Origin of the sequence: Microbulbifer variabilis ATCC 700307 (assembly GCF_000380565.1) — a bacterium.
In the GTDB taxonomy this organism is placed as follows: domain Bacteria; phylum Pseudomonadota; class Gammaproteobacteria; order Pseudomonadales; family Cellvibrionaceae; genus Microbulbifer; species Microbulbifer variabilis.
The window spans coordinates 353,329-380,015 of record NZ_AQYJ01000027.1; the positions used below are offsets into that span (position 1 = coordinate 353,329).

The following is a 26,687-nucleotide window of genomic DNA, read 5'->3' on the forward strand; positions in this document are numbered from 1 at the left end:
CCGCCATATAATGAAAGAACTTCATCAGGATATCAAATTTGAAGATACCCTGAGGTTAAGGCGTATCTGCATAATAACAGAAGATATTTTTGGCCCAATAAAAAATGGAGGCATAGGAACCGCTTATTATCATCTGGCCGTTTTTTTACAGCGTTCTGGGCATAAAGTTACTATCTGCTTTGTAAATGGCTTAGCAAAAAACCCTATAAAGATGCAAAGAACCAAGAGTTTTTTTGAAAAATATAATATTGATTTTTTTAGTATCGCCCCGCAAATTCTTGCAAAAACTGCAATGGCTCGAACTATGGCAATGCCATATGCAGCTTATGAATGGCTTAAGCAACACGAAAATTGTTTTGATGTTGTCCATGTTTCAGAGTGGCGAGGCATGGCATATATTGCTCTACTGGCTAAGAAACTTGGTATTGCATTTCAGAATATGCATTTTGCTGTAAAGGGATCCTCTCCCACGCTATGGTCTGCTGAGGGAAATCAACAGTTCCTTAAGGAGGAACGGCAGCTCGGTTGGGTTTTTATGGAGCGTAAAAGTGCTGAAATGGCGGATACGCTTATTTGTGGCAGCAACCACCTTTTTCAATGGATGGTAAGAAATAAATATAATCTTCCTGAGCGGAGCTTTTATTGGCCGAATGTCTTTATCGATGACCTGATGCCAGATAGAAAAAAAAATAACAGTAAAATTATATCGGTTACTCGAGAGTGGGTGTTCTTTGGGCGTTTAGAGCCTCGGAAGGGAATTATATTATTTGTAAATGCCCTTAATACTCTTTCTGTAAAGGGAATAAAGCTGCCAAAAATAACTTTTTTAGGTGGACTTTCTCATCGTTTTGATGCTCGTAAATTTATTGAGGAAAATCAAGGTAACTGGAAAACTAAAATTGAATATAAAAGTAATTTTAACTCGCTGGAAGCTGTAGAATACCTGAGTGGAGATGGACGCCTAGCTATTATCCCTGCTTTGTTGGAGAACTCGCCCATTGCAGTATACGAATGTCTTGCTGCTCGTATACCATTTATTGCGGCGGACACCGGTGGCACATCCGAGTTACTAGATAAAAAGAGTGTTGAAAAAATACTTTTTAAACCTAACCATATTTCCCTTGCAAATAAACTGGCAGTTCATATAAAGGAGCTTCCTTGTCCAGGTATAAAGCATGAACGGTTGAGTAAATCTATTAAAGTCTGGGAACAGTGGCATGGCCAAGAGCACCTAGTTTCAATTAAAAAGACTAAATCTACCGCTGTTTTACCTCTTATTTCAATATGCGTAACTCACTACGAGAGACCAGATCTTCTTGATCAGGCCTTAAATAGTATAGATAGACAAAGTTATAAAAATGTTGAAGTAATTATTGTCGATGACGGTAGTGTTTCTGATAATACATTGAAAGCTCTCAAGATTTTTGAAGACCGCTATAAAGATAGGGGTTGGCAATTTATTTATCAGGAAAACAGATATGTAGGTGCTGCGCGGAATACTGCAGCAAGGAATGCCAATGGTGACTATCTTCTGTTTTTTGATGATGATAATGTCATGATGCAAGATATGGTAGACAAGTTAGTCCGTGCGGCAATCTTTTCAGGTATTGATTGCTTAACTTGTAGTTCTATTAGATTTAGTGGTGCAGGAGAGCCAAATACAGCTGAGAGTAAACTCGGAACCCAGATTCGTTTTATGGGGCCAGCTAAAGCTTGGGCGACTAAGGTGAATATTGTTGGGGATGCAACTTGCTTAATAAAAACTTCCCTTTTCAAAAAATATGGAGGTTATACAGAGAGATATAGAACCGGGAAAGATGATATTGAGTTTTATAGCAAGCTAATTTTTGAAAAAGTAAAGATATCTTACTACCCAGACCCATTATATTACTATCGAACCAGTAAAAATTCTATGAAAGAGAGGAACCATTTCCAAGAGGAGGGGGAATTCCGTCAAATTAGCCCTTATTTAAAAGGATTGGATTCTGAGGACAAAAGCCTTCTATTGTTTAGAAAACAGCAGAAAGAAAACAATAAAGCTAAAGCTGCGAAGTATAAGCCGGGTATTATACAGAAAACGATGCGAAGATTGCGTAAATTCGTCAGGGTGAAAGTTTGAAGTCCATTAAGCTTATCGAAGCAGCAAAAGACACTACTTTCCCACTCATTTGTGTTTTCCGAGACGAGCTAGATATCTTACCTGTATTTCTTCATCATTATCGTTCTTTAGGCGTTACATGTTTTCACTTGGTAGATACTGGTAGCACTGATAATTCCATTGATTATTTATTGAAACAGAAAGATGTTCAACTTTATACGGTTGATGGAGGTTACCCTCAGGCTAATGCAGGGGTTGATTGGGTTAATAAAATCGCCAAGGAATATTGTTTGGGAAAGTGGACCCTTGTAGTTGATGCCGATGAGTTTCTTCAGTTACCTGCAAAAAGCAATCAAGTTTCATTGGATCAGACCACCCGCTGTATGCAAAAGGAGTTGGCTTTTGCCCTATATACACCACTGATCGATTTTTTTAGTGATAATTTACAGGGAGATCCTACTAATGCAGAAACTCTTGCTGAGTTGATGGCTATAGCTCCTAATTGTGTTCCATATAAAAGTTATATAAAGAAGCGTATACAGGCTTTCCCTTTCTTTGAGATTCGCTCTAGAGCCAGAGCACAGATATCAGGCATTTCCAACTATTTTGTAAAATCCTATAAAATACCCCTTGTGTATTGGCGACCAGATTTTCAATATATACGTTCAACACATGCGTGTACTCCGATACCCTTAAGTGATAACTGTGCATATCTTTTCCATTTTAAGTTTCGAGCTGGCTTCAAGAAAAGGCTGGAAAGAGAGTTGAAAAATCCGGATCGGATGAATGCAGATGTGTATTATATTTCAAAATCTATAATAAAAAATCAGGAATCTATTCCTAAGTACACATTGGATTTACGTACGATGAACGGGTTCCAGGGAAGTGACTGGCTGTCACCGCCGGATTTTAATAATGATTGGCAGATTGAGAATCAGTCCAAAGCTCATTACTTCGAATTAATGACAAACCAAAAGATTCCATCTGAAAGCTATCTCGCTGATAACCTGACCCGCTTGACAAAATCATTTAGTTGGCGAATTAGTAAACCTGTAAGAGGGTTTTTGTTTAATCGTGGGGTGTTACGACATGACCACTATCCCGAACGGCTTGAGCGGGATCACCCTTTGGCAGATCAGACCATTGCCATCTACGAGTCATTCTGGTGGTTAGTCACGGGAATCTTTCGGCTTCCTGTAGCAATGTACCGTGCCATTCTCTGGCACAAGTTGGGAGGGCGCAGGCGATCTAAATAATATAATTTCAAGCCAAATAAAAAGGCCGGGGATGTTTCCCGGCCTTTTGTTAACACCTCAGTATATGGTTGAGATCAGTGCACCCAGTGGTGGCGCTCCATTTTTTCTTCTACCGCTTTCGCAGTAGGAGCAGGCATCGCACTGATAGGCAGGCGTTCGTGGAAGAATGCCAAGCGTTCGCCAGCACCGACTTCGTTCATGGTTTCCGCTTCGAACACACGGCCATTAATTACCGTATAGGTAATGTTTTCGGACAGGCGTAGATTGTCCAATGGATTGCCATCAATCACGATCAGGTCAGCTAGCTTTCCTGCTTCGATACTACCGATATCGCTATCCATACCCAGGTAGCGAGCGCCGTCGATGGTACCGGCGCGGAAGGCTTCCCAGGGGGTAAAACCGCCCTGCTCCATCATCCACATCTCCCAGTGCGCCCCCAGTCCTTCGCGCTGGCCGTGGGCGCCGATATGTACGGTGACACCTTCATCGCGCAGCTGCTTGGCCTGGCGGGCCACATTAAAGTGGTTGTAGTGGGCATCTGGCGCAGTGGGGCGACGGATAGAACGAGGGTTAACGATAAAGTCGGGGGTAAAGCGGGTCAGGCGCTCGTTTTTCCATACTTCGGTACGGTCATACCAATACTCCTCACCCCAGAGACCGCCGTAGGCCACGACGAAAGTCGGCGTATAACCCACCTGGGTTTGGCTCCACAGTTGTTCCACATCGCCGTAAACATTGGCGATTGGCAGTGAGTGCTCGATACCGGTATGCCCATCCACAATCATATTCATATTGTGTTGGTACTTACCGCCGCCCTCGGGCACCACCATAATGCCGGCTTCGCGAGCTGCCTGCAGCACCTGCTGGCGCTGGTCGCGGCGGGGCTGATTGTAGCTCTTCACCGAGATGGCGCCCATTTCTTTTAGGCGGTTCACATGGAACTGGGCATCTTCCAGAGAGTTGATTTTGGCTTTGTAGCCCGGGCCTTTGGCGCCGTAGAGGATGGTGCCGGTAGAGAAAATACGCGGCCCGGTAATCAGGCCGGCCTTTTGCATTTCTGCGGCGGAGAAGATCTCGCTGCTGTCATTGGAGGGGTCGTGAATGGTGGTCACGCCAAATGCCAGGCTGGAGAACAGATTCCAGTTCTGCTGCGGGATAATTTCTTCGCGCCCTTGGGCACCGTGGGCATGGGCGTCAATCAGTCCAGGCAATACGGTTTTGCCGGTAATATCAATGCGCTTCGCTTCAGCGGGGATTTCCACTTCTGCTGCCGGACCCACCGCGACAATGCGGTTGCCCCGGAACAGAACCACGCCATCCTCGATAATTTCACGGGTGTTCTCCGCATCGCGCATAGTGACGACTTTGCCGCCGGTCAGGGCAACGAGACCTGCGCGATTGTCGAAGGGTTGCTCAAAGCTCAGGTCAATACCTTCGGAGACCGGTTCTGGCAGCGCCTCAGGGGCACCGGCGACAAACTCGAAGGCATCCTTAAGTTCGCGTTCGAACAACTTAGGTCCGTGAGCCCAGCCCAAGGTTTCGCTATCGGCGGACCAGTGCAGGTTTTCACCGGCGCGCTTGGATACCTGGGTGACTTTAACCGCTTTGCTGTCGGGGCCGATCACCTCGGATTTGCCGGTGTGCATAAAGGGAGCAACGAAGGCTCTGAAGTCCTGGGTGAAGGCGACCCACTTGCCGTCCGGGGACAGTCGGAAGGAGGTGATCTCCGCCCCGTGGAGGTGCTCGCGCTCATCTTTGCCTTCCAAGTTGGTGCTCTTCAACACACGCTTACCACCGTTGGCGCCAACGTATTCAGAGAAGTAAATACGGTCATCGGTGGCGCCGAAATGCGGCTCATAGCCAGACTTCACGACTCGTCGCTGCCAGTCACCATCGGCGTCTGCAAGATAGATACCCGGCTCTAATGAGTATTCGGGGCTCAGCAGGTAGCCGCCGGTAAAGCGACGGTAAGCCACCGCATCACCGCTGGGGGAGAAAGTTGGCTCTACGTATAGACCGCGTTGTTCGGTGATGTTTTTGCCGCGACCGTTACGAGCGGAAACCACGCGTACATGGCCAAGTTTTTGGTCATCCCAGGTGACATAGGTAATCTCGCGGCCGTCGCGGGACCAGCTGGGGTAGAACTCAAAGTGGTCATTTTGGCGAGTCAGGCGGCGGTGCTCACCGCTGTCGATATCCTGGATATAAATCTTGCCCAAGGCCTGGAAAGCGACCTGCTTGCCGTTGGGAGACTTTTGCGCCCAGCGAATCATCTTCACATCGAAGGTTTCAGGGGCCACTTCGACAGGGAAGCGTACCGCGTCGGCGACCTGCTTCTCTACCTTCACATGGGCTTCAATTGGCGCGACGCTGTCACCGTTTATTGAAATGCGCAGGAATTTACCGCCGGTCCATACGATCAGCGATTCGCCATCGGGCATCCAATCGTACTGCACATAGTTGCCGTGCGGGCCGAAGATTTCCTGCAGGTCGCGCTCAAGACCGGAATAAACCGGGGTTTCGAGGCCGGTGTTAAGGTCTTTCAGAAATAGGGAAGTCTGGTTGTCCTGGCGTCGGATAAAGGCCAGCTTGCTGCCGTCTGGAGAGGGTACAGGAGCTACTGCACCGCCGGGGCCGGAGATAAAGGTTTCCTCTTCACCGTCCTGCAGGTCGTAGCGCTTGATCGCAAAAATTTCCTTGGTGGAGTTCTTATTGTATTCCCATACGGTACCCGGTGTGGTGTCGATGGAATAATAGACGTAGCGTCCGTCTGGGGAGAAAGCCGGGTCGGCAATGTTTTTCTGGGCGATATCGCCACCAATGCGCTCTTTCAGTTGGCGGCCTTCACCTCCACCATAGTGGTACATCCAGATCTCACCGGCGGGGATACTGCGCCCGGACATAAATCCTTTGCGTGCCACCAGGTACTGGCCATCTGGACTCCAATTCGGCGAGTGCAGCAGGTTTTCCTTTTCAGTTGTGAGCTGACGTAGGTTTTCTCCATTGCGATCCATGAGCCAGATATTGTCGGCGCCGTCTCGGTCGCTGATAAACACAATAGTCTTGCCATCTGGGCTGAAGCGAGGCTGCATATTCCAGGCGATTTCATTGGTCAAGGCTACAGCTTCACCACCGGCGACGGGCACAGTGTAGATATCGCCGAGCATATCGAAGAGGATGGTTTTGCCATCCGGGCTGATATCCAGGTTGCTCCAGGTAGTCTCGCGGGTATCCAGCTGGATTGGCTTAAATTCATAAGCCGGCTTGTTGATATCCCAGGATTGTTCTTCCTTTGGGCTTTCTGCTGTCGCCGCTAGTGGCAAAGCCAGTGCCAAGGCCGTCAGTGCCAATAGATGGCGCTTCGGTTTTATCTGCTTGATTGTATTCATGGACAATTTCCCCCCACCGCTTTGCAAGGCGATGGCTTTAACTGTTCTGTTGTAGTGGGCAAGTTATTGATTTTGCGGTTGGTAAATTACCGGGATCACTGCCCGGCGGCAAACGCAATGCGCCGAGCGCCAGGCTGCCGGGTTGGGTTGAGTTAGCCTGGAGGACTGGAGACAATAGCCTTAATTTAGCGAAATTAGTGAGATTTCAAATCAAAATGACTATCGACGTTGTGATTTTGGCTGCGGGTAAAGGCTCCCGTATGCATTCAGATTTGCCCAAAGTGCTACATCCGATTGGCGGAATCCCCATGTTGGGACGTGTGATCGAGGCTGCCAGGCAGTTGGGAGAAGTGGAAATCACAGTGGTGATCGGACATGGTGCTGAGATGGTGCGGGAGCATTTCGCCGATAGTGGCGTTCATTTCGTGGAGCAGGCAGAGCAATTGGGTACTGGCCACGCCGTTGCCCAGGCAATCCCAAATTTTCGTGAGGGCGCCACAGTGTTAGTGCTATACGGCGATGTACCGCTGGTAAAATCAGGGACTCTGCAGTCGCTGTTATCGGCGGCGGACAAGGGCCCGGCATTACTTTCTGTGGAGATGGCCAATCCCGCCGGTTATGGGCGTATTGTGCGTGATGAGGCTGGCAGGGTACTCGCCATCGTGGAGGAGAAGGATGCCGATGCGGATACACTCGCTATCCGCGAGGTAAATACCGGTATTCTTGCTGCACCGGCAGAGTTGTTATCCCGTTGGCTTCCGGAGCTTTCCTGTGACAATGCGCAGGGAGAGTATTACCTGACTGATGTGATTGCTCGTTCAGTAAGTGAGGAGATGGCAGTAACCGGCGTGCGCGCCAGCGATGTCCTGGAAGTTTCCGGAGTGAACAGTCGCTCGCAACAGGCACAAATGGAGCGGGCTTTACAGCACAGTCGAGCTTTGGCCCTCATGAATGCTGGCACTACCCTGCTCGATCCAGCGCGTATTGATATCCGCGGTAGTCTCGAGTGCGATACCGATGTTTCTATCGATATTAACTGTATCTTTGAGGGGCGAGTCACTCTGGGGAAAGGCGTACAAATTGGTCCCAACTGCTTGCTGAAGAATTGTCATCTCGCAGATGGTACCCGGGTAGAGGCCAACTCCATTATTGAGGATGCCGAAGTGGGGGAAGCCTGTACCGTAGGCCCCTTTGCTCGTTTGCGTCCAGGCACAGAACTGGCAGCCGGTGTCAAAGTGGGCAACTTTGTTGAAACCAAAAAGGCGAAAGTTGGTGTTGGCAGTAAGATAAATCACCTTTCCTATGTCGGGGATGCAGTTATAGGTGAGGCTGTGAATATCGGTGCTGGCACCATCACATGTAATTACGATGGTGTGAACAAATCGCTGACAGAAATTGGTGATGGGGCATTTATTGGCTCCAATACTGCACTGGTAGCCCCAGTAAAAGTAGGCAGCGGCGCAACTGTGGGTGCCGGTTCAACGATTACCCGTGAGGTGGGCAGCGAAGAACTGGCGGTGGCTCGGGGCAAGCAGCGTAATATCAATGGTTGGCAGCGTCCGACCAAAAAGAGCTAGCCAACCCCCATCTTTCAGGAATTCTCCGGTGGGATATTGAATTCCGGCGGAGGATCCCTTCTCGCGCACTCTGTGCTGATACCCATCCATTAAACTTGCGCATCGGGAACACAAGGAATGGCCCGATGCACAAGCCAAGAATGCAACTGCTCGCCAGCTTTGATATTGCCTCGTTAGAGTATTTGGATGAACGTGGACATACGACCCAGGCGCTACCAGATTTTGCTACCCCCGATACCCTGGTAGCTTTTTATCGCCAGATGGCCCTTGCCCGATTAGTGGACGATCGCGCGGTAAAAATGCAGCGCACAGGCCAGCTCGGTACCTACCCGTCCAGTCTTGGGCAGGAAGCTATTGGCGTAGGTGTCGGTGCAGCCATGGCAAAAGAGGATGTCTACTGCCCAAATTACCGCGAAACCGGCGCCCTGCTGGAGCGGGGTGTCACTATTCAGGAAATCTACGCTATTTGGGGTGGGGATGAGCGCGGTCAAAACTTCCGCCACGCCCGCGAGGATCTGCCTCTAAGCGTTCCCATCGCCACACAAATGCTGCATGGGGCTGGGGTCGCTTTCGCCCTCAAATACAAACATGAACAGCTTGGTGAGCCTATGCGGGTTGCTGTTACTACTGGTGGGGACGGATCAACATCGCGTGGGGATTTCTACGAGGCTATCAATCTTGCGGGAGACTGGCAGCTGCCTCTGGTGGTGGTGATCAATAATAACCAGTGGGCTATCTCCCTACCCCGCTCCGAGCAGACTGCTTGTAAAACCCTTGCGCAAAAAGCGATCGCTGCAGGCATACCCAGTTTACAGGTCGATGGAAATGATGTGATTGCGGTGCGAGAGGCTGTCGGGGATGCCGTGGAACGAGCACGCAGGGGGGCGGGTCCGTCTATGGTTGAGGCGGTCAGCTATCGTTTATGCGATCACACCACCGCTGATGATGCCAGTCGTTACCAGCCAGAACAGGCTCTGAAGGAAGCCTGGTCGCGGGAGCCATTGCGTCGTTTACGCAGCTATATGCAGGCTCATGGGTTCTGGGGGGATTCCCAGGAAGAAGAAATGCAAAGGGAGCTGAACCAGGCGTTGGAAAAGGCGGTGCAGGAATACCGGGACACTCCCAGGGATGCAGCTACCGCGATCTTTGATCACCTCTATGAAACTCTGCCCGAGGCCTTTCTGGAGCAGTATCAACAACTGCGGGGAGAAAACTGATGGGCGAGATCACGCTTGTAGAAGCCATCACACAGGCTCTGGCCTTTGAATTGCAGGCGGATCAGAGGGTGGTGGTGTTCGGCGAGGATGTGGGGGTAAACGGAGGCGTGTTTCGAGCTACTGAAGGGCTGCAGGATAGGTTTGGAAGTGCCAGGGTTTTGGATACGCCTTTGGCTGAAACCATGATTGCAGGGATTGCCATTGGTATGGCTGCCCAAGGATTGCGCCCCGTGGCGGAGTTCCAATTCATGGGATTTATCTATCCCGCACTGGACCATATCCTCAGCCACGCTGGCCGCTACCGAAACCGCACTCGCGGACGCTTGTCTTGCCCCATTGTATATAGGGCGCCTTACGGTGGCGGTATCCATGCTCCAGAACATCACTCGGAAAGCACCGAGGCCCTTTTTGCCCATATTCCCGGATTGCGCTTAGTCGTGCCCTCCTCTCCGGCGCGGGCTTATGGGTTGTTACTGGCGGCCATTCGCAATCCAGACCCGGTTGTATTCCTTGAACCGAAGCGCATTTACCGTGCGGCACGCCAGGAAGTACCGGATAGCGGTGATGCTCTGCCACTGGATCGAGCATTTGTTTTACGGGAGGGTACTGATGTCACTCTGATCTCATGGGGGGCCTCCCTCAAGGAAACTTTACAGGCTGCTGAGCAACTCGCTGAAGAAGGTATTGAAGCTGAGGTGATTGATCCCGCCACCTTAAAGCCACTGGATATCCACACCGTAATTGACTCCCTGGAGAAAACACACCGATGTGTGGTTATACATGAAGCTGCAAGATTTTGTGGCCTGGGGGCTGAAGTGGTGGCGCAGATTAACGAATATGCCTTCGACCTGCTACATGCTCCAGTTCAGCGTGTCACTGGTTACGATACCGTAATGCCGTACTTCCAACTGGAGGATGAATATCTGCCGGGAGCCCCGAGAATTTTGGCTGCGGTGCGCAAAGCACTCGATTATGCCAATGGAGGTGCAGTATGAAAGTTTTCACCCTGCCGGATCTTGGTGAAGGGTTGCCCGATGCGGTTGTGCGAGAGTGGCATGTTAGTGAAGGAGATACGATTGCCGCCCATGAAAGCCTGGTGACGGTTGAGACTGCCAAGGCACTCGTGGAGGTGCCAGCTCCCTGGGGCGGCAAAATTGAGAAGCTGTTTGCAGCTGAGGATGAAACCGTCAATGTAGGCGAACCCCTGGTTGGGTTTGTCACCGCTGGTGAGGATATCGGGGGTGAGGAGATATCGCCCGGGAGCTCCGAAGAAGCCCCTGGTGTGATTAAAGAGCCTGCTCAAGCTGCAGAAGAACCTAGCTCCCACCTTGATGGCGGCACAGTTGTCGGCAAGTTGGAGCAGGGGCGAGATGTCCTGAGCGCGGAACAGTGGTTTTCAGAGGGCCCCAGGCGGCTGGCTACACCCTCAGTGCGTGCCTTGGCTCGGCGTTTGGGGGTGGACTTGCAGCGACTCTCAGAAAACGGTGCCCTGGTGACTGAATCCCAGGTGCTTGCATCGGTAGGCTCCAGGGAGAAGATTGCCAGAAAAGTTAGCCCATCCTCGCCGCCTTCCTCTCCCAGCAAAAGTACTGCAACCGGGAGCCAGCCCGAGACGATTATGTCGCCGGCACGGCGGGCTATGGGGCTTTCCATGAGCCGGGCGCGAGACCAGGTAATGCAAATTACCCTGTGTGATGATGCAGATATCTCCAGCTGGTGGGGCAGCGCGCCGGCCCTGTTGCGATTGGTACGTGCTGTGCAAGCTGCTTGTACAGTTGAACCGACCCTCAATGCTCTCTACCAGGAAGGTCAGCTGGCTCTCCAGAAGGGTGTGAATATCGGATTGGCAGTGGATTCCCCGAGGGGCCTATTTGTTCCAGTACTTAGGGATGTGGGGGGGCGCTCGGATGAAGAGCTATTGCAGCAGGTTGCAGATTTTAAGCACCAAGCCAGGGAAACCGGTATTGCACAAAGCGATCTACAGGGAGCGACGATACTTTTATCCAATTTCGGCACTATTGCTGGCCGCTACGCCACTCCGGTTGTATTGCCCCCAACGGTAGCGATTGTCGGTGCTGGGCGGGTTTGCCAGGGAGTCGTCATTATTGATCGCTGGCCAGCTATGCGCCCTCTGCTGCCTCTCTCAATCAGCGCTGATCACAGAGCTGTAACAGGTGGAGAATTAGCGCGTTTTCTTCAGGCTATGTTACAGGCTCTTTCCTGCTAAATATTGATCACGCAATCATCCCCCAATAACTCTCCGGTAAATATCGCCAGAGAGGAAAATAATGTGGGAACTTATCTTTCGTTTTGCTATCTTTAAGTTTCGAAATGAAAGATAGCCATTTATGTCTAAACGCAATACACAGCAACGTCGACACGGCATCATGAGCCTTCTCAATGAGGCGGGAGAGGCTAGTGTCGAGCTGTTAGCACGACGCTTCGAAACTTCAGAGGTTACGATCCGAAAGGATCTTACCGCTATGGAAAATCATGGGCTGCTACTGCGTCGCCGCGGAGGCGCCATCCCGGTGCCACGGGAACTGGTAGTAGAGGAAGGGCCCTCAGAGGTTAAGCGTGTGATCGGCCGTGCAGCGGCGGCACTTATTCCCGATCACCACCGTATCGTGATCGATTATGGCCGCACCACCGCGGCAATGATTCCTGAACTGGAGCGTAAGCGCGGCCTGGTGGTGATGACCAACTCCCTGCATGTAGCTAATGCTTTGCGTGAACTGGAAAACGAACCGACGCTGCTTATGACTGGAGGCACCTGGGACCCCCATTTTGAGGCGTTTCAGGGCAAGGTGGCAGAGCAGGTGTTGCGAGATTACGACTTCGACCGCGCCTTTATTGGAGCCGATGGAATAGACCTGAAGCGCGGTACTTGCACATTTAACGAGCAGATTGGTTTATCGCGTGTGATGGCAGAAGTTGCTCGCGAAGTCGTGGTCTTGGCTGAATCCAGCAAAGTGGGCAGGCGTATTCCAAACCTGGAACTGCCATGGGAGCAAGTAGATACCCTGGTTACTGATACAGGCCTGAGTGACGATGCACAGCAACAGCTTGAGGGTCTGGGAGTGCAGGTAATCCGTGCTGCAGCCTCCAGTAGAGCTAAATGAGCAGCAGAATTAAATAAAAGAAATTGATTTATTAGGAGATAAACATGTGTGGAATTGTTGGCGCCCTCGCGCAGCGCAATGTAACTGAAATTCTACTAGAAGGATTGCGCCGCCTGGAATATCGCGGCTATGACTCTGCGGGAGTTTGCCTGCGCAGTGATGATGGCGAACTACAGTTGCGCAAGAGTCTGGGTAAGGTTGCTGACTTAGAAGCCAAGCTTCAAGCTGAGCCCGCTGAGGGCCATCAGGGGATTGCTCACACCCGCTGGGCCACCCACGGGGTTCCATCCAATGAAAACGCTCATCCACATATGTCTGGACATATTGCTCTGGTACATAACGGTATTATTGAAAATCACCAAGCATTGCGTTCAGACTTGCAGGATAAAGGTTATAAATTTGCCTCAGATACTGATACAGAGGTGGTCGTACATCTAATTCACTCTCTGAGTAAAGATGGCCATAGTCTGGTGGACGCCGTAGCTAAAGCAACACAGATGCTTGAGGGGGCCTACGCCCTCGCTGTTATCAGCAGTGAAGAGCCGGAAGTTATGGCTTGTGCGCGCTATGGCAGCCCTTTGGTTTTAGGTGTTGGTATTGAGGAAAATTTTATTGCCTCTGATCCTATGGCTTTACGCCAGGTTACCGATCGCTTTATCTTCCTTGAAGAGGGCGATGTTGCTGAGGTGCGTCGCAGCGGTATTTCTGTGCGGGACAGGCAGGGGGAAGAAGTTAGTCGTCCAGTGCACAAGCTCGATGGCGGTCATGACGTAACTGACAAGGGTCGCTATCGCCACTATATGCAGAAAGAGATTTTTGAGCAGCCGGAAGTTGTGGCGGCAACTCTGGCGGGACGTATTGGTGACTACTCGGTGTTATCCCAGGCGCTGGGTACTCGCGCTCAAGAGATCTTGCCACAGGTGCAGCAGGTGCAGATTGTCGCCTGTGGTACCAGCTACCATGCGGGTATGGTTGCGCGCTATTGGTTGGAGGACTGGGCCGGGGTGCCCTGTTCCGTAGAGGTGGCCAGTGAGTTGCGCTACCGTAAAACGGTAGTACGTCCAGGTACCCTGTTTGTAACCATTTCACAGTCTGGAGAAACTGCCGATACTCTGGCGGCTTTGCGTCAGGCTCGGGATCTCGGCTATCTGGCCTCCATGACCATTTGTAACGTACCCAACAGTTCCCTGGTGCGTGAATCTGAATTGTCCCTGATGACTGAAGCAGGCCCGGAAATTGGTGTAGCCTCTACAAAAGCCTTCACCACTCAGCTGGTAGCCCTGCAATTATTCTGTATTGCCTTGGCCAAGGCCAATGGCCTCTCATCTGAGCGAGAGGCGGAGTTAGTGGGAGCTCTGCATAAATTGCCGCAGCTGATGGAAGACTTTACCGATCTGGATAAGGTGGTTAAGCACAGCAGCGAGGCTTTTGCAGAGAAAAACCACGCACTGTTCCTTGGACGTGGTGTCGAGTTCCCAATTGCCCTGGAAGGGGCATTGAAGCTTAAGGAAATCTCCTATATTCACGCCGAAGCTTATCCGGCTGGGGAACTCAAGCACGGCCCCCTAGCACTGGTAGATGCGGATATGCCAGTAATTGTTGTGGCACCAAATAATGAATTACTGGAAAAGCTCAAATCTAATCTGCAGGAAGTGCGTGCACGTGGCGGCCAGTTATTTGTTTTTGCCAGCCCCAAAGCAGGCTTTGCTAGTGAGGAGGGGGTTACCGTGATTGAAGTACCGGATTCCCCAGAGAGCTTGGCGCCAATTCTCTACACAGTACCCTTGCAGTTGCTTAGCTATCATGTGGCGGTACTGAAGGGCACCGATGTAGATCAGCCGAGGAACTTGGCTAAGTCAGTTACCGTAGAGTAAATCCCACATGGCCACGGATGGCTTATGAATGAACCTGCTGAGCAGTTTGCATTTACTACTTCGGATGGTGTGACTCTCCGTTATCTGCAGGCAGGTTCCGGTCCCACTCTATTAATTCTGCATGGCTGGTCCCAAGGGGCTGCCCTGTTCAAGTATCAGCTCGCCGGATTGAGCGATCGTCTGAGGGTGATCGCACTGGATATGCGCGGCCATGGCCTCTCTGATAAACCCTCATATGGTTATCGAGTTGCGCGTTTGGCCAAGGATCTGCAGGAGCTGATTGAGGCTCTAAGGCCAAACCCACTCTACCTGCTCGGTCATTCGGCCGGGGCCTCAGTTATCTGGAATTACCTGGAGATGTTTGGTGATTCCTTGGTTTCAAAATTCATCTTTATCGACGAACCCGCTGCCCTTCTCGCCGATCCCGGCTGGTCGGAAAAGCAGTGTTTGGATGCCGGGGCAATTATCACACCCAACGGGCTCTACCAGTTTACCAACCGTTTGATTGGACCCGGTGGAGAGCTGGCCACCCGGGATATTTTGATGTCCATGGTGACCCCTGCAATGACTTCACAACAGAGGGAAGAGTTGGTTGCGGTCAATTTACAATTCCCCCGCGCACTGGCGGCACGCCTATTTGTTGACAATGTTACCCGCGATTGGCGGGATTTTATCCCCCGTATTGAAAAACCCACTTTGATTATTTTTGGGAGGGCAAGTCCCCATCCCGTGGAATGTCAACAGTGGATTCATAAGCAGATAAGAGGCTCGCGACTGGAGATTATCGAAGCTTCCGAGGGGGGAAGTCACTTTGTGTTTCTGGAAGCGCCGGACAGATTTAATAGGCTGTTGCGCGATTTTCTGAGCTAGTTCCAAAAAATTTTCCCGGGCCGTTCTCGGTATGTCGCGCTGTGCTTTCGTGGGAAGGCATAACGCTTTGTTAGCCGCTTGAACTTTATAATATTTTTTGAAACTCCTTACACTTTTGGGCGGTTTTTCTATTGGGTAACGGTGCTTAAGATGGAGCCATCTCAACGAAGCTATATAAGTAGGAATTTTCACCATGATGAAGGCCGTAGGTTATCAACATTCCCTGCCCATTTCCGATGTTCAATCACTGCAGGATATTTCTCTGCCGGTTCCCAAAGTGTCTGGGAGAGATTTACTGGTTGAAGTTAGTGCGATATCGGTAAACCCTGTGGATACCAAGGTGCGCTCCAGGGCGACGCCAGCTGAGGGGCATTGGAAAGTTCTGGGGTGGGATGCGGTAGGAATTGTTAAAGAGATTGGCCATGAGGTTTCTGAGTTTACCGTTGGTGACCGTGTTTGGTATGCGGGTGATATTTCCCGCCCAGGTAGCAATGCCCAGTATCAGTTGGTAGATGAGCGTATCGCTGGCCGTGCGCCGTATAGCCTGGCTGATGCGGAAGCCGCTGCCCTGCCCCTGACTGCTATTACCGCCTGGGAAATGCTCTTTGATCGTTTACAGGTAGAGACGGGTAAAGGGGCCAATAGCAAGTCCATCCTGGTAATAGGTGCCGCTGGGGGCGTGGGCTCTATTTTGGTTCAGCTGGCGCGATGCCTGACCAACCTTACGGTAATTGGCACAGCTTCACGGCCGGAGACGAAAGCCTGGCTGGAAAGCCTGGGGGCGCATCAGGTAATTAATCACAATAATCCTTTGAGTGAAGAGTTGGCAGGTGCCGGGCTTGATGAGGTCGATTATGTCGTTAGTCTTAACAATACGGAAGATCACCAAGCTGAGATTGTAAAGTGCATAAAGCCCCAGGGTAAGTTTGCCTTAATTGATGACCCCAATTCGCTCGATGTGATAGCGTTCAAGCAAAAGAGCATCTCGTTACACTGGGAATTTATGTTTACCCGCTCACTATTTGAAACTGAAGATATGGGCGCGCAACACCAGTTACTCAGCGAACTGTCTGAATTGATTGATGGCCGGTTAATTAAAACTACTCTTGGCCAGCATTTTGGGAAAATAAACGCAGAAAACCTGCGCAAGGCTCATGCTTTTATCGAATCCCAGGCAGCCAAGGGAAAAGTTGTCCTGGAGGGATTCGATTGAATCATCGGAACAATAATTTTCGTTAAAGCGTTTTTCAGATAAAATTTTTCTTAAAAAATATTGGGCATAGTGATATGTCCCATACTTTTTAATCAGCAAAAAAGCTTGGTTGTTATGCAAAAAAATACACGACAGATAAATCTTAATTAAAGGCATAAAAGTCATTTGCTTAATTGGCTTTATTTTAAAAAAGTTATAACACTTCCTCTCGCTTAAAATAGATATTACGTGCTATAACCGGCTTTCGGAATTTTTCTATTAGAGAGATCCAGCAGATGAGTACTGTAGAAAAAATAAGAAAAAAAACAGGCATTGATGCTGCGGTTATGAATGGCGACATCAGTATGTTGCTGGGAGATCCATTATTACCACCGGCGCAGATACGCGAAGAGAGGAAAAGAAAACTGACAGCTGCTTTTCGATTATTTGGAAAGTTTGGCTACGATGAGGGAATAGCCGGCCACATTACCGTACGGGATCCAGAATTTGAGGATCATTTTTGGGTAAATCCCATGGGGGTGGCTTTCCAGAAAATACGTATGTCGCAATTATTGCTGGTCAATCACAAAGGTGAGGTGGTTGAAGGCAATGGTTATTTAAATGGGGCAGCTTTTACTATTCACTCTCATATTCACCGAACCCGTCCTGACATTGTCGCAGCGGCACACGCACACTCCCTATACGGTAAAAGCTGGTCTACCCTCGGACGTTTGTTGGACCCTATTACACAGGATGCCTGTGCTTTTTTTGCTGACCACGGGCTTTTGGATACTTTCTCCGGTGTTGTGCTGGAGATGGGAGAGGGAGTAGCCCTGGCAAAAGCGCTAAGCCATTACAAAGCATTGATATTGCAGAACCATGGCTTGCTTACTGTGGGGAAAACTGTGGATGAGGCGGCCTGGTGGTATATTACTATGGAGCGTAGTTGCCAGGCGCAATTAATGGCCGAAGCGGCTGGAAAACCAGTATTAATTGACCCGGAAGTGGCTATCCGGACTCGTGCAGTGGTGGGTACAGAACTGGCTGGGCTATTCAGCTTCCAGCCTTTGTATAGTGTGATCTGTGAAGAGCAGCCGGATATGTTTGATTAAGTAGGCATGTATTGGGTATTCACAGTTTCCTATACTGGCTGAAATGATTAGCCCGTTGGATGTCGGGTTAAATGCCGCTATGCGGTGAGCCTTTCAAGGATCCTGAGTGGGCGATGCACTATCTCGTTCTTGCGCTGCTTTTACTATTGGTGGTGGCACTTAGCCTTATTGTCGCTCGTATCCTTCCGCTACCCATCCCCCTCCCATTAATACAAATTGTTGGCGGCGTTATCCTAGGTGGGGTTTTCGGTATCGAGATACCGCTCGACCCGGAAATTTTCTTTCTTCTTTTTATTCCTCCCCTGCTATTTCTTGCCGGTTGGCGTATTCCCAAGGGTGCTTTTTTCCGGGATTTGGGGTTGATTGTAACCCTGGCTGTTGGTCTGGTGGTTTTTACCGTAGTGGGCATGGGCTTTTTTATCTATTGGCTGGTGCCGGTCATCCCTGTTGCCGTAGCTTTTGCTGTAGCGGCGATACTCGCGCCCACAGACCCGGTTGCAGTTTCAGTTGTGCATGGTGGTAATGCCATGCCAGCGCGGCTGGAACATATTCTTGCTGGGGAGTCCTTGTTCAACGATGCGTCGGGACTGGATATTTTCCGGTTCGCAGTGGCAGCCGCGATGACCGGCAGCTTTTCCTTTTCGCAAGCGGTGGGTGGTTTTGTCTGGGTTGCAGTGGGCGGCATAGCAATTGGAGCCGGAGTTGCCTTTATTTGCGGATATTTGTTGCGCTGGCTGGTGCGAATAGGTGGTGAGGACTCTGCAATACAGATACTGGTGAGCTTATTAGTGCCATTTGCCGCTTATATGGCAGGTCAAAGCCTACAGGTATCCGGGATTCTGGCAGCGGCAACGGCAGGTATTGCTACTCATTACACTAATCTACACGGCTCGGAAATGTCCACGACACGTATGGATCGCCGCGCTGTGTGGAAGACTGTGCAAACGGTATTGGATGGGATTATTTTCGTTTTACTCGGTGAGCAATTGGTTCGACTGGCAGAGGCTGATCTCGCCGGTGCAAGGCATACCAGCCTCGGCATGGTGGCTCTATATATCCTGGCAATATCTTTGGTACTGCTTTTACTGCGTTTTATCTGGGTGTGGGTATCTCTCTATTTTTCCCGTTTTCGTCGGAGCATACGCTCACTTTCAGCACACTTGATATTGGTCAGTGTATTGACTGTGTCAGGGGTACGGGGAGCGATAACCCTTGCAGGAGCTTTTTCCCTTCCTCTTCTGTTACCTGACGGCTCACCCTTGCCGGGGCGGGAACTGGCGCTGGCTATTGCCATGGGGGTAATCCTTTTTTCACTGTTGTTGGCCAGTTTTGCACTTCCCTTGTTGCTGAAGCATTTGCCGGATACACCGCAACTGGCAGCGATTGGCGATGAGCGAGGTGCAAGGATGTCAGCGGCTAAGGCGGCAGAGGAACGCTTGATAATACTACGCAGTACTATCAATGCGCATTGGGAGCACAAAGATGTTGCCTATGAGGCGATTGATCACCTGTTGGAAGTCTATCGTCGCCGTATCAGTACTGGCGAGGATGAAAATGAGGAACAGGTATGGGTGCGCGCGCGAGTCGAGCGTAATTTCCGCCTGGCGGCTCTTGCCGCTGAGCGCAAGCAACTTTTTACCCTGAGAGTGCGCAGGGAAATCGATGATGAACTCCATCGCAAGTTGGTAATGGAAGTAGACTTGGTAGAGGCGAGCCTGATGTCAAAAGGCTAGAAAGTCTCCAGGTCCGTGCCATACCCGTTCAACTCCTCGGCAACCCTAAGGCTTCTCTGTCTCTGGTTGCGCTTCTTCCCAGTAGTGATCCAAGTGGAGGTCTTTGTCGCGTCTGTCCTGCTGTAGTGCCTGTAACAGCTGTTCTCGATAGATTCGGGCTTGGGCTATGTGCTGGGTTTCATCGCGCCAGTAGGGAAATAGAGCCTCCAGCATACGCTCGTCGTGTTGTTTGAACTTACGTGCTGCTCTACGCGCCTGCATCGGACTAAGGCCGAGTAATATTAAGGCCTTCTCACCAATTGCCAGTGCCGAATCCACGGTCTCACGAAAGATATATTTTACTCCGGCCTCCATCAGTGCATATTGGTGCATGCGGTTGCGCGCCCTTGCGAGAATAATCAAATGCGGGAAATGCTTTTGCAGCTGGGCGATAATTTCGAGAGATGCGGCCTGGTCGCTCAGTGTCAGGATAACAAGACGTGCATTTTTGGCACCGGCAGCACGTAGCAAGTCCTCTCGCGAAGCGTCCCCGTAGTAGGCTTCTATGCCATAGCGACGCACGAGATCCAATTGTTCTGCATTGCGCTCTAACAGAGTAGTGCCGAAGCCGCAGGCGTTGAGCAGGCGCCCAGTGATCTGCCCAAAGCGACCATAGCCGATAATAATTACCGGCGAGCCATGGTCTACTGGTGGGGGGGTATCTACCTCCACAGGACTTTCAGGCCCAACCAGAAAGCGTGGCTGGATAAATTGTTCGAATATCAATAGCAATACCGGGGTGAGTGCCATAGTCAAGGCAATCAAAGCAACCAGCAGGCTGCTGGCACCGGCATCCAGGACCTGGATCTGGGTGGAGAAGGAGACGAGCACAAAGCCGAATTCCCCCGCCTGGGCGAGGGATAGGGCGAATAACCAGTCCTCCCCTTTCGAAAGGCGCATCATGCGTGCAAGGCCAAAAAGAACGGCAAACTTAACCAGGACCAGAGTGATGACAAGGCCGAACAACAGCAATGGGTTCTCGGCAATCTGGGCGAAGTTCAGACTCGCGCCAACGGCAATAAAGAACAGTCCTAGAAGTAGCCCTTTGAACGGCTGAATATCCGCTTCCAGTTCATGGCGGAATTCACTTTCCGCCAGCAGCACTCCGGCCAGGAAGGTACCCAGTGCCGGTGATAGATCCAGCCAGGTCATTACCGCTGCGGCGGCGAAGACTATTAACAGGGCGGTAACGGTAAACATCTCGCGCACCTGGCTGCCCGCGACCAGGCGCAGCAATGGGCCGAGTAGGTAGCGGCCGCTAATCGCAAAAGCGGCAATGGTGCCGATCACCGCAGCAGCATATTGCCAGCCACTCAGGCCACTGGCGTGGGCTTCGGCGGGAGTGCCGGCAAGTAGTGGTAAAAGTGCAAGGATGGGAATAACGGCAATATCCTGGAACAGCAATACTGCGAAGGCACTGCGCCCCCCCTGGGTTTTCAGCAGCCCTTTTTCGCTGAGGGATTGCAAAACAATAGCAGTTGAAGAAAGTGCCAATATCAGTCCGATAGCAACCGCTGAGCGCCAATCTAAGCCAAATAAAAGCAGGGCTACCCCGGCAACAGCGGCAGCGGTCAATAGGAGCTGGGCGCTGCCTGTACCGAGAATGGCTCCCCGCATTTGCCACAGCTTTTTTGGCTGTAACTCTAAACCGATCAGGAACAGCATCAGGGCCACCCCAAACTCGGCCACGTGCATCTCGTCGCTGGCATCGCCCACCAGGCCCAGGGCACTGGGCCCTATCGCGACTCCAGCGAGCAGATAACCGAGTACTGAGCCGAGGCCGAGACGGGTTGCGATGGGTACGGCGATCACCGCCGCAGCCATAAAAATGACGGCTTCTACGAGGAAGTTAGAGTGTTCCATTGATGAATTATCGCTATTTGGCGGTGTGTTGCTGGTTGGAGCCCACTGTACTTTCGGGCTCGGCAAACTCTCGGCTGCGGCGAATTAACGGGGCTATGGTAGAGCCCTGCACCACGATAGAAAAGAGCACCACGCCGTAGGTCATTACCACCCAAAGGTAACGCAGGTCCTGCCCTTGTACAAAAGCGCTGCCAGCTGGGATGGACATAGCCAACGCTAGAGCCAATCCCCCTTTGAGGCCACCCCAAATCAGTATCCGGTTGGTATAGGGGTGATAGCGACGGCGCCTCTTCAGGTACAGGAAGGGCACTCCCACCGCCATGACCCGGGCCAGCAGCACTATCACAATTGCCATTACCATTAGCAGGTAGTCTGCGGGTCGTAGGTCGATGGTGATCAGGAACAGGCCCACCAGCAGGAAGAGCAAGCCGTTGAGAAAATCTTCTGTAATATTCCAAAAATTATCCAGCTCATGCTGGCTCACACGGGAAAAGCCCCGTTCACGGGTGAAGTTACCGATAATAATGCCGCTTACTACCATCGCCAGGGCTCCGGAAACACCGAGGATATTCGCCAGCGAGAAGCCTGCAGTGGGGATCACCAAGGTTAGCAATAATTCCAGACTGTGGTCGTCGGTGCAGCAGATCAACCAGTGAAAAAGCCCGCCGATAATCAGGCCAAGCAAAATACCGCCGATCGCCTCCACGATGAATAGCTCGGCGACTGCGGGAACAGTCGGTTGGCCGCCCTCAAAGGCCAGGGCATAGATCACAGCGAAAATCACTATGCCAAAGCCATCATTAAACAGGGACTCCCCCTCTACCTGGATAGATACCTGCTCGGGTGCTTTCAGGTTTTTCATTATTGCCAGCACCGCGATGGGGTCTGTAGGAGATATTAGTGCGCCAAATAGCAGGCAGTAAACAAAGGCGACTGGCATATTAATCAACATAAGAAACCAGTACAGCAGTGCCCCTACCACAAATGTAGAAATCAGGGTGCCGACGATCGCCAGCAGGCCAATTTCGATTTTCTGGTTACGCAGTGCCAGCAGGTCGATATGTAAACTGCCGGCGAAAAGCAGGAATCCCAGCATGCCCTTCAGCAGAATATCTTCCAGGTTGAGCAACGGCAGTAGTTGATCTGCCCAGGTGCGCAGTTCGACCACACCCAATTTGCCCAGACCAGTCACTATAAGAGACAGTGCCAGCGCACCCGCGGTGATTGCGATAGTGGTTTGCGCGCGCAAAACGTACTGGTTGAGGAAGCCGAGAAAAACCGACACAGCGGCAAGAAAACAAAAGGTGTAATAGACTTCCATGCCGTGCGTGGACTCCAGGGGTGAAATTTCCGGGATTACTCCCAACCCTCAAAAAGGAGCAGTGGTACCTGCTCTCTCAGCGGGCAAATTTATCAATTGTGAGCGTGCCGTTATTGTAGCCGTGCGAGCGCCGCTCGATTTTCCCGTGAGGAGGGCTCCGGTTCCGGGGTTACGCAGGGGCGCGCCATGTGGATACTGCCGGCCAGCGCCTTCATTAGGGGCGCGCAATTGTAACGGCTCCCCAGTGAGGCACAACTGCATTTTTCAATTTTGCGCCCAGGTGAGGAGTAGAAGCTGTCCAGGCTGCCACTTATGGATTTTCGTCGATATTTTGGCGTCTATTTCCTTGTTAAGTCTGATTATTACTAATATTCGATGCGCGGCATCCGTCTCCCATAACAGTTCCCAACTACACTGGAGGCATTCCATTGTCTGTAATTCCCCTGTAACGAGAGAGGAAGTTATGGCGAACCATCCTGCGTTATGCGACACCTCCAAATTGGTAGGACGAATATTGATGTCTCTGATATTCATTTTTGCCGGCTGGAACAAAATCGGCGGCTATAAAATGACAGAGGCATTTATGGTATCCATGGGACTCCCGGCCTTTTTACTGCCTCTGGTGATTGTGGTTGAGTTGCTCGGGGGGCTGGCAGTATTTTTTGGCCTCTTTACCCGCTTTGCGGCGATAATTCTGTTTCTTTTCTGCCTTGCCAGCGCCTGGATGGTGCACTTCTCTCCCGGAGATTCAGGTGAGATGACCAGCTTTATGAAAAACATCACCATTGCCGGCGGCTTTTTGATTCTTGCCTGCGCTGGTGCAGGGCGCTTCAGTCTGGACCACTGGTTCCGTAAAAAATAGTTACTGCGCTGATTTCAACAGGGACTAGGAGGTAACTCACGAGAGCGCCGGGAGGTAGTGATGGGCCTTTTGGTCGATGGACAGTGGCGCAACCACTGGTATGACACTGGTAAAAGCCAGGGTGAGTTTGTGCGTGAGGCAGCACAGCTCCGCAATTGGGTGACCAGTGATGGAGCCCCGGGGCCGAGTGGAGAGGGAGGCTTTATCGCTGAGGTGGGTCGCTATCACTTGTATATTTCACTCGCCTGCCCCTGGGCCCACCGTACGCTCATTTTCCGCACATTAAAAAATCTGCGCGACTACATAGATATTTCTATTGTCAGCCCCTTTATGCGTGAGCATGGTTGGTCCTTCAACACCGAGGAAGGCAGCAGTGGTGATCACCTCTTTCAATATGATTACCTTTACCAGCTATATCAGCGCAATCGCAGTGATTACAGTGGACGTGTCACTGTACCAGTGCTGTGGGACAGACAGCGCCAGTGTATTGTTAGCAATGAATCATCTGAAATCATCCGAATGCTCAACAGTGCCTTTGATCGTCTCACCGGTAGCGAGGATGACTTTTACCCCGATGACCTGCAGGGCGATATAGATGCGACAAATGATGTGGTTTATGAAACCGTAAATAACGGGGTTTATCGTGCCGGCTTTGCCACTACCCAAGAGGCCTATGAGCGAGCTTATGAGTCGCTTTTCAGTACTCTCGAACAGCTGGAGCAGCGCCTGCAGAATAACCGCTATCTGACTGGAGATCAGGTAACAGAGGCCGACTGGCGACTGTTTACAACATTAATCAGATTTGATGCTGTTTATCATGGCCATTTTAAATGTAACAAGCAGCGCCTGGCTGACTTTAAGAATCTGTGGGGATTTACCCGGGAGCTGTTTCAATGGCCGGGAGTAGCGGAAACCGTGGATTTCTTCCATATCAAGCATCATTACTACGGTAGCCACCTGCATATCAACCCCACTGGAATTGTGCCAAAGGGACCACAGCTGGATTACGCTGCACCGCATAGGCGCGGCTAGGTAACGTTTTAAAAATGCACGCCTATACTGCTGGTTGCTGCGCAACTGTTACCTGAGGACCGCAATGAAACTCTTTTACACTCCCGGCGCCTGCTCGCTATCCCCACATATTGTCGCGCTTGAAGCGGGTATTGATCTGGACTTGTGCAAGGTTGATCTGAAGACACATACCATGGAAAACGGCGATGACTTCAGGAAGATAAATCCGAAAGGTTACATCCCTGCCCTGCAGTTGGAAGGTGGGGAAATACTGACAGAGGGGTCGACGATAGTACAGTTTCTCGCGGAACAAAAGCCAGATGCGCACCTGGCTCCGCCAGTTGGTAGCCTCGCCCATTACCGCTTGTTGGAGTGGCTTAATTTCCTCAGTGCAGAGGTACATAAATTATTTAAACCGCTGTTCTGGGATGGCGCCAAGGATGAGCAGGAGCAAGCGCGCGAAAGCTTGTTACGACGCTTCGACTATATAGAAAAGCGCCTGGACAAAGACTTCCTGATGGGCGATGAATTTTCTGTGGCGGATGCCTACTTATATGTGCTGTCCCGCTGGATGGAAGCCCAGCAGTTTGATATGGCGCGCTGGCCCAAGCTGCAGGCGTTCCAGAAGCGAATGTCGGAACGGCCATCGGTACAGCAGGCCCTACAAGAGGAAGAATTGTAGGACCAGTTGCCAGGGTATCCTCATGGATTAGCGTGGGGTGAATCGTTTGGTAGCCGGTATATCTGATTCGATGGGCTTGCGCGCCTGAGCGATTACCATGGCGGAAAAAAATGCTGCCACCGCACAGCCAAACATAGATGCGGCGATAGGCACCAGGGTGCCGGTGTGTATGCTGCTGACTAATCCGCCCAGGACCCCCCCGGTAATAAATATGGTGGCCCCATAGAGGGCATTGGCACTGCCACTGATTTTGGGGAAGAACTCTAGATAGCAGGCTGCAGCGTTGGGGCCTGTCATGCCGATACAGCTCATCACCAGTACCAGTGGCACCATCCACAAGGTAATTTCCCGAATTCCAGTCATAGTGCCCAGCAACAGCAGACCACAACCCAGTATCTGTAGAGAGATGCCTGCCAGCAATATATTGCGCGGCTGAAACAGATTTAACAGCCGTATATTGACCTGCACCATGCAGATCAGGCCCAGAATGCAGCTGCCAAAAAACAGGGGAAACTGGCTGGCACTGACCTCAAAATAATCCATAAATACGAAGGGCGCTGTGGTGATATAGATAAACATCGAGCCGCTCACACAGGCCTGGGCGCCCAGGAAACCGAGGGCCCGGCGATTGCGCAATACCTGCCCATAACTTGAGATCAAGGACCCCAGAGGCATTAGCTGGCGACGCGCGCGGGTAAAGCGCGGCACGGTCTCCGGCAATAACAGGCGCACCAGAACCAGCATTGCCAATGCGTACAAGAGTAAAAAAACAAAAATGCTTTGCCAGCCACCAATGGCCAGAAGGAGTGCCCCAATGACTGGTGCGATCAGGGGAGCGATCAACATTATGGTACTGATCATAGAGATAATCTTGGCTGCTTCGCGCCCACTGTGCAGGTCGCGCACAATTGCTGCGCAGATCACAGTAGCAAAACCGCCACCGATGGCCTGAAGGAAGCGCAGGATAATCAACTGGTCGACATGGTCTGTGAGCAGCACTAACAGAGAACTGACAATATAAATGCTTAGACCAATAGTCCCCACTAAGCGGCGTCCCCAGCGATCTGATAGTGGGCCACCGAACAATTGCCCCAGGGCGAAACCCAACAAAAAGCTGGAAACTGAATACTGTACTCGCTCCACCTCAGTATCCAGCGCTGCAGCCATGGCGGGAATAGCTGGCAGGTAGCTGTCAATCGAAAAGGGCGTCAAGGATACGAGAGCCGCCAGCCATACCACCAGCCAACGCGGTGTGGTTTTTTCATCAGGTTTTGGCTTCGAACTCATAGTTGACTCTGATACAGCTCAGTGGAAAACCGTAAAACGCATTGCTCGATCTGTTATGGCAGACCACAGTCGAGACTACAGCAAGCTCAATATCAAACCTGTGAGTTTAAGACGGTTCTTTCGGTAGAGAGCTTTTTCGTATCGCGAAAGGCGCTGAGAAGGCGGTCTATTCGGGTATGTCG

Annotated in this window: 19 protein-coding genes; 15 read left to right on the plus strand and 4 right to left on the minus strand. The window is 51.1% G+C overall.

What is annotated here, in order from left to right:
• Positions 1–10 precede the first annotated feature (10 nt).
• Together G367_RS0114720 and G367_RS0114725 are read left to right on the plus strand one after the other, a co-directional pair.
• Positions 11–2,119 (plus strand): glycosyltransferase, encoded by a 2,109-nt coding sequence (locus G367_RS0114720; RefSeq protein WP_020413909.1) that lies wholly within the window; start codon positions 11–13, stop codon positions 2,117–2,119.
• Entirely contained in the window at positions 2,116–3,354 is a 1,239-nt protein-coding gene (locus G367_RS0114725) for a glycosyltransferase family 2 protein (protein ID WP_211214935.1), read from the plus strand. Before G367_RS0114720 ends, G367_RS0114725 begins: the two co-directional genes overlap by 4 nt.
• 74 nt (positions 3,355–3,428) lie before the next feature.
• On the opposite strand, the gene G367_RS0114730 is transcribed toward G367_RS0114725, so the two are convergent.
• Positions 3,429–6,743: an amidohydrolase family protein gene (locus G367_RS0114730; protein ID WP_020413911.1), complete on the minus strand. Its 3,315-nt coding sequence runs from the start codon at positions 6,741–6,743 to the stop codon at positions 3,429–3,431.
• A 215-nt stretch (positions 6,744–6,958) separates the two neighbouring features.
• Here G367_RS0114730 and glmU point away from each other — a divergent pair, with 215 nt between their 5' ends.
• The 10 genes from glmU to G367_RS0114780 all read left to right on the plus strand — a co-directional run bounded on the left by glmU (position 6,959) and on the right by G367_RS0114780 (position 19,440).
• Entirely contained in the window at positions 6,959–8,320 is a 1,362-nt protein-coding gene (glmU, locus tag G367_RS0114735; RefSeq protein ID WP_026305146.1) for a bifunctional UDP-N-acetylglucosamine diphosphorylase/glucosamine-1-phosphate N-acetyltransferase GlmU, read from the plus strand.
• Between the two features lie 125 nt (positions 8,321–8,445).
• Positions 8,446–9,537, plus strand: coding sequence for a pyruvate dehydrogenase (acetyl-transferring) E1 component subunit alpha (gene pdhA, locus G367_RS0114740; RefSeq protein ID WP_020413913.1), 1,092 nt, complete (start codon positions 8,446–8,448; stop codon positions 9,535–9,537).
• Entirely contained in the window at positions 9,537–10,532 is a 996-nt protein-coding gene (locus G367_RS0114745; RefSeq protein ID WP_020413914.1) for an alpha-ketoacid dehydrogenase subunit beta, read from the plus strand. The genes pdhA and G367_RS0114745 overlap by 1 nt, the downstream gene beginning before the upstream one ends.
• Positions 10,529–11,764, plus strand: a complete 1,236-nt coding sequence (locus tag G367_RS0114750; RefSeq protein WP_020413915.1) for a dihydrolipoamide acetyltransferase family protein — start codon at positions 10,529–10,531, stop codon at positions 11,762–11,764. Before G367_RS0114745 ends, G367_RS0114750 begins: the two co-directional genes overlap by 4 nt.
• Before the next feature lie 121 nt (positions 11,765–11,885).
• Positions 11,886–12,659 carry a DeoR/GlpR family DNA-binding transcription regulator gene (locus G367_RS0114755; protein WP_026305148.1) on the plus strand — a complete coding sequence of 258 codons (774 nt, stop codon included), beginning with the start codon at positions 11,886–11,888 and terminating at the stop codon, positions 12,657–12,659.
• Between the two features lie 44 nt (positions 12,660–12,703).
• Positions 12,704–14,533, plus strand: coding sequence for a glutamine--fructose-6-phosphate transaminase (isomerizing) (gene glmS / locus G367_RS0114760; protein ID WP_020413917.1), 1,830 nt, complete (start codon positions 12,704–12,706; stop codon positions 14,531–14,533).
• A gap of 24 nt (positions 14,534–14,557) precedes the next feature.
• Positions 14,558–15,403, plus strand: coding sequence for an alpha/beta fold hydrolase (locus G367_RS0114765; protein WP_020413918.1), 846 nt, complete (start codon positions 14,558–14,560; stop codon positions 15,401–15,403).
• 193 nt (positions 15,404–15,596) lie between these two features.
• Complete coding sequence (locus tag G367_RS0114770; protein WP_020413919.1) at positions 15,597–16,616, plus strand: zinc-binding alcohol dehydrogenase family protein; 1,020 nt, start codon at positions 15,597–15,599, stop codon at positions 16,614–16,616.
• 275 nt (positions 16,617–16,891) lie between these two features.
• Complete coding sequence (locus G367_RS0114775) at positions 16,892–17,707, plus strand: class II aldolase/adducin family protein (protein ID WP_020413920.1); 816 nt, start codon at positions 16,892–16,894, stop codon at positions 17,705–17,707.
• Positions 17,708–17,820: 113 nt separating this feature from the next.
• A complete protein-coding gene (locus G367_RS0114780) occupies positions 17,821–19,440 on the plus strand; it encodes a Na+/H+ antiporter (protein ID WP_026305151.1) in 1,620 nt (539 codons plus the stop codon).
• Between the two features lie 45 nt (positions 19,441–19,485).
• Here G367_RS0114780 and G367_RS0114785 read toward each other — a convergent pair whose 3' ends face one another.
• Positions 19,486–21,342 carry a monovalent cation:proton antiporter-2 (CPA2) family protein gene (locus tag G367_RS0114785; RefSeq protein WP_020413922.1) on the minus strand — a complete coding sequence of 619 codons (1,857 nt, stop codon included), beginning with the start codon at positions 21,340–21,342 and terminating at the stop codon, positions 19,486–19,488.
• A 13-nt stretch (positions 21,343–21,355) separates the two neighbouring features.
• Positions 21,356–22,663, minus strand: a complete 1,308-nt coding sequence (locus G367_RS0114790; RefSeq protein ID WP_020413923.1) for a cation:proton antiporter — start codon at positions 22,661–22,663, stop codon at positions 21,356–21,358.
• 463 nt (positions 22,664–23,126) lie between these two features.
• Here G367_RS0114790 and G367_RS0114800 point away from each other — a divergent pair, with 463 nt between their 5' ends.
• The 3 genes from G367_RS0114800 to gstA all read left to right on the plus strand — a co-directional run bounded on the left by G367_RS0114800 (position 23,127) and on the right by gstA (position 25,218).
• Positions 23,127–23,525, plus strand: coding sequence for a DoxX family protein (locus G367_RS0114800; protein WP_040628926.1), 399 nt, complete (start codon positions 23,127–23,129; stop codon positions 23,523–23,525).
• Between the two features lie 60 nt (positions 23,526–23,585).
• Complete coding sequence (locus G367_RS0114805) at positions 23,586–24,557, plus strand: glutathione S-transferase family protein (protein WP_020413926.1); 972 nt, start codon at positions 23,586–23,588, stop codon at positions 24,555–24,557.
• A 64-nt stretch (positions 24,558–24,621) separates the two neighbouring features.
• The gene (gene gstA / locus G367_RS0114810; protein ID WP_020413927.1) at positions 24,622–25,218 is read left to right on the plus strand and encodes a glutathione transferase GstA; all 597 of its coding nucleotides are present in this window, start codon (positions 24,622–24,624) and stop codon (positions 25,216–25,218) included.
• Between the two features lie 27 nt (positions 25,219–25,245).
• Here the strand turns inward: gstA and G367_RS0114815 are convergent, their stop codons facing one another.
• Positions 25,246–26,505 (minus strand): multidrug effflux MFS transporter, encoded by a 1,260-nt coding sequence (locus G367_RS0114815; protein WP_020413928.1) that lies wholly within the window; start codon positions 26,503–26,505, stop codon positions 25,246–25,248.
• Positions 26,506–26,687: the final 182 nt, after the last annotated feature.

Coding starts and splice junctions, on each gene's coding strand:
- G367_RS0114720 (WP_020413909.1), top strand. CDS start 11: ATGAAAGAACTTCATCAGGATATCAAATTTGAAGATACCCTGAGGTTA.
- G367_RS0114730 (WP_020413911.1), bottom strand. CDS start 6,743: ATGAATACAATCAAGCAGATAAAACCGAAGCGCCATCTATTGGCACTG.
- glmU (WP_026305146.1), top strand. CDS start 6,959: ATGACTATCGACGTTGTGATTTTGGCTGCGGGTAAAGGCTCCCGTATG.
- pdhA (WP_020413913.1), top strand. CDS start 8,446: ATGCACAAGCCAAGAATGCAACTGCTCGCCAGCTTTGATATTGCCTCG.
- G367_RS0114745 (WP_020413914.1), top strand. CDS start 9,537: ATGGGCGAGATCACGCTTGTAGAAGCCATCACACAGGCTCTGGCCTTT.
- G367_RS0114750 (WP_020413915.1), top strand. CDS start 10,529: ATGAAAGTTTTCACCCTGCCGGATCTTGGTGAAGGGTTGCCCGATGCG.
- G367_RS0114755 (WP_026305148.1), top strand. CDS start 11,886: ATGTCTAAACGCAATACACAGCAACGTCGACACGGCATCATGAGCCTT.
- glmS (WP_020413917.1), top strand. CDS start 12,704: ATGTGTGGAATTGTTGGCGCCCTCGCGCAGCGCAATGTAACTGAAATT.
- G367_RS0114765 (WP_020413918.1), top strand. CDS start 14,558: ATGAATGAACCTGCTGAGCAGTTTGCATTTACTACTTCGGATGGTGTG.
- G367_RS0114770 (WP_020413919.1), top strand. CDS start 15,597: ATGATGAAGGCCGTAGGTTATCAACATTCCCTGCCCATTTCCGATGTT.
- G367_RS0114775 (WP_020413920.1), top strand. CDS start 16,892: ATGAGTACTGTAGAAAAAATAAGAAAAAAAACAGGCATTGATGCTGCG.
- G367_RS0114780 (WP_026305151.1), top strand. CDS start 17,821: ATGCACTATCTCGTTCTTGCGCTGCTTTTACTATTGGTGGTGGCACTT.
- G367_RS0114785 (WP_020413922.1), bottom strand. CDS start 21,342: ATGGAACACTCTAACTTCCTCGTAGAAGCCGTCATTTTTATGGCTGCG.
- G367_RS0114790 (WP_020413923.1), bottom strand. CDS start 22,663: ATGGAAGTCTATTACACCTTTTGTTTTCTTGCCGCTGTGTCGGTTTTT.
- G367_RS0114800 (WP_040628926.1), top strand. CDS start 23,127: ATGGCGAACCATCCTGCGTTATGCGACACCTCCAAATTGGTAGGACGA.
- G367_RS0114805 (WP_020413926.1), top strand. CDS start 23,586: ATGGGCCTTTTGGTCGATGGACAGTGGCGCAACCACTGGTATGACACT.
- gstA (WP_020413927.1), top strand. CDS start 24,622: ATGAAACTCTTTTACACTCCCGGCGCCTGCTCGCTATCCCCACATATT.
- G367_RS0114815 (WP_020413928.1), bottom strand. CDS start 26,505: ATGAGTTCGAAGCCAAAACCTGATGAAAAAACCACACCGCGTTGGCTG.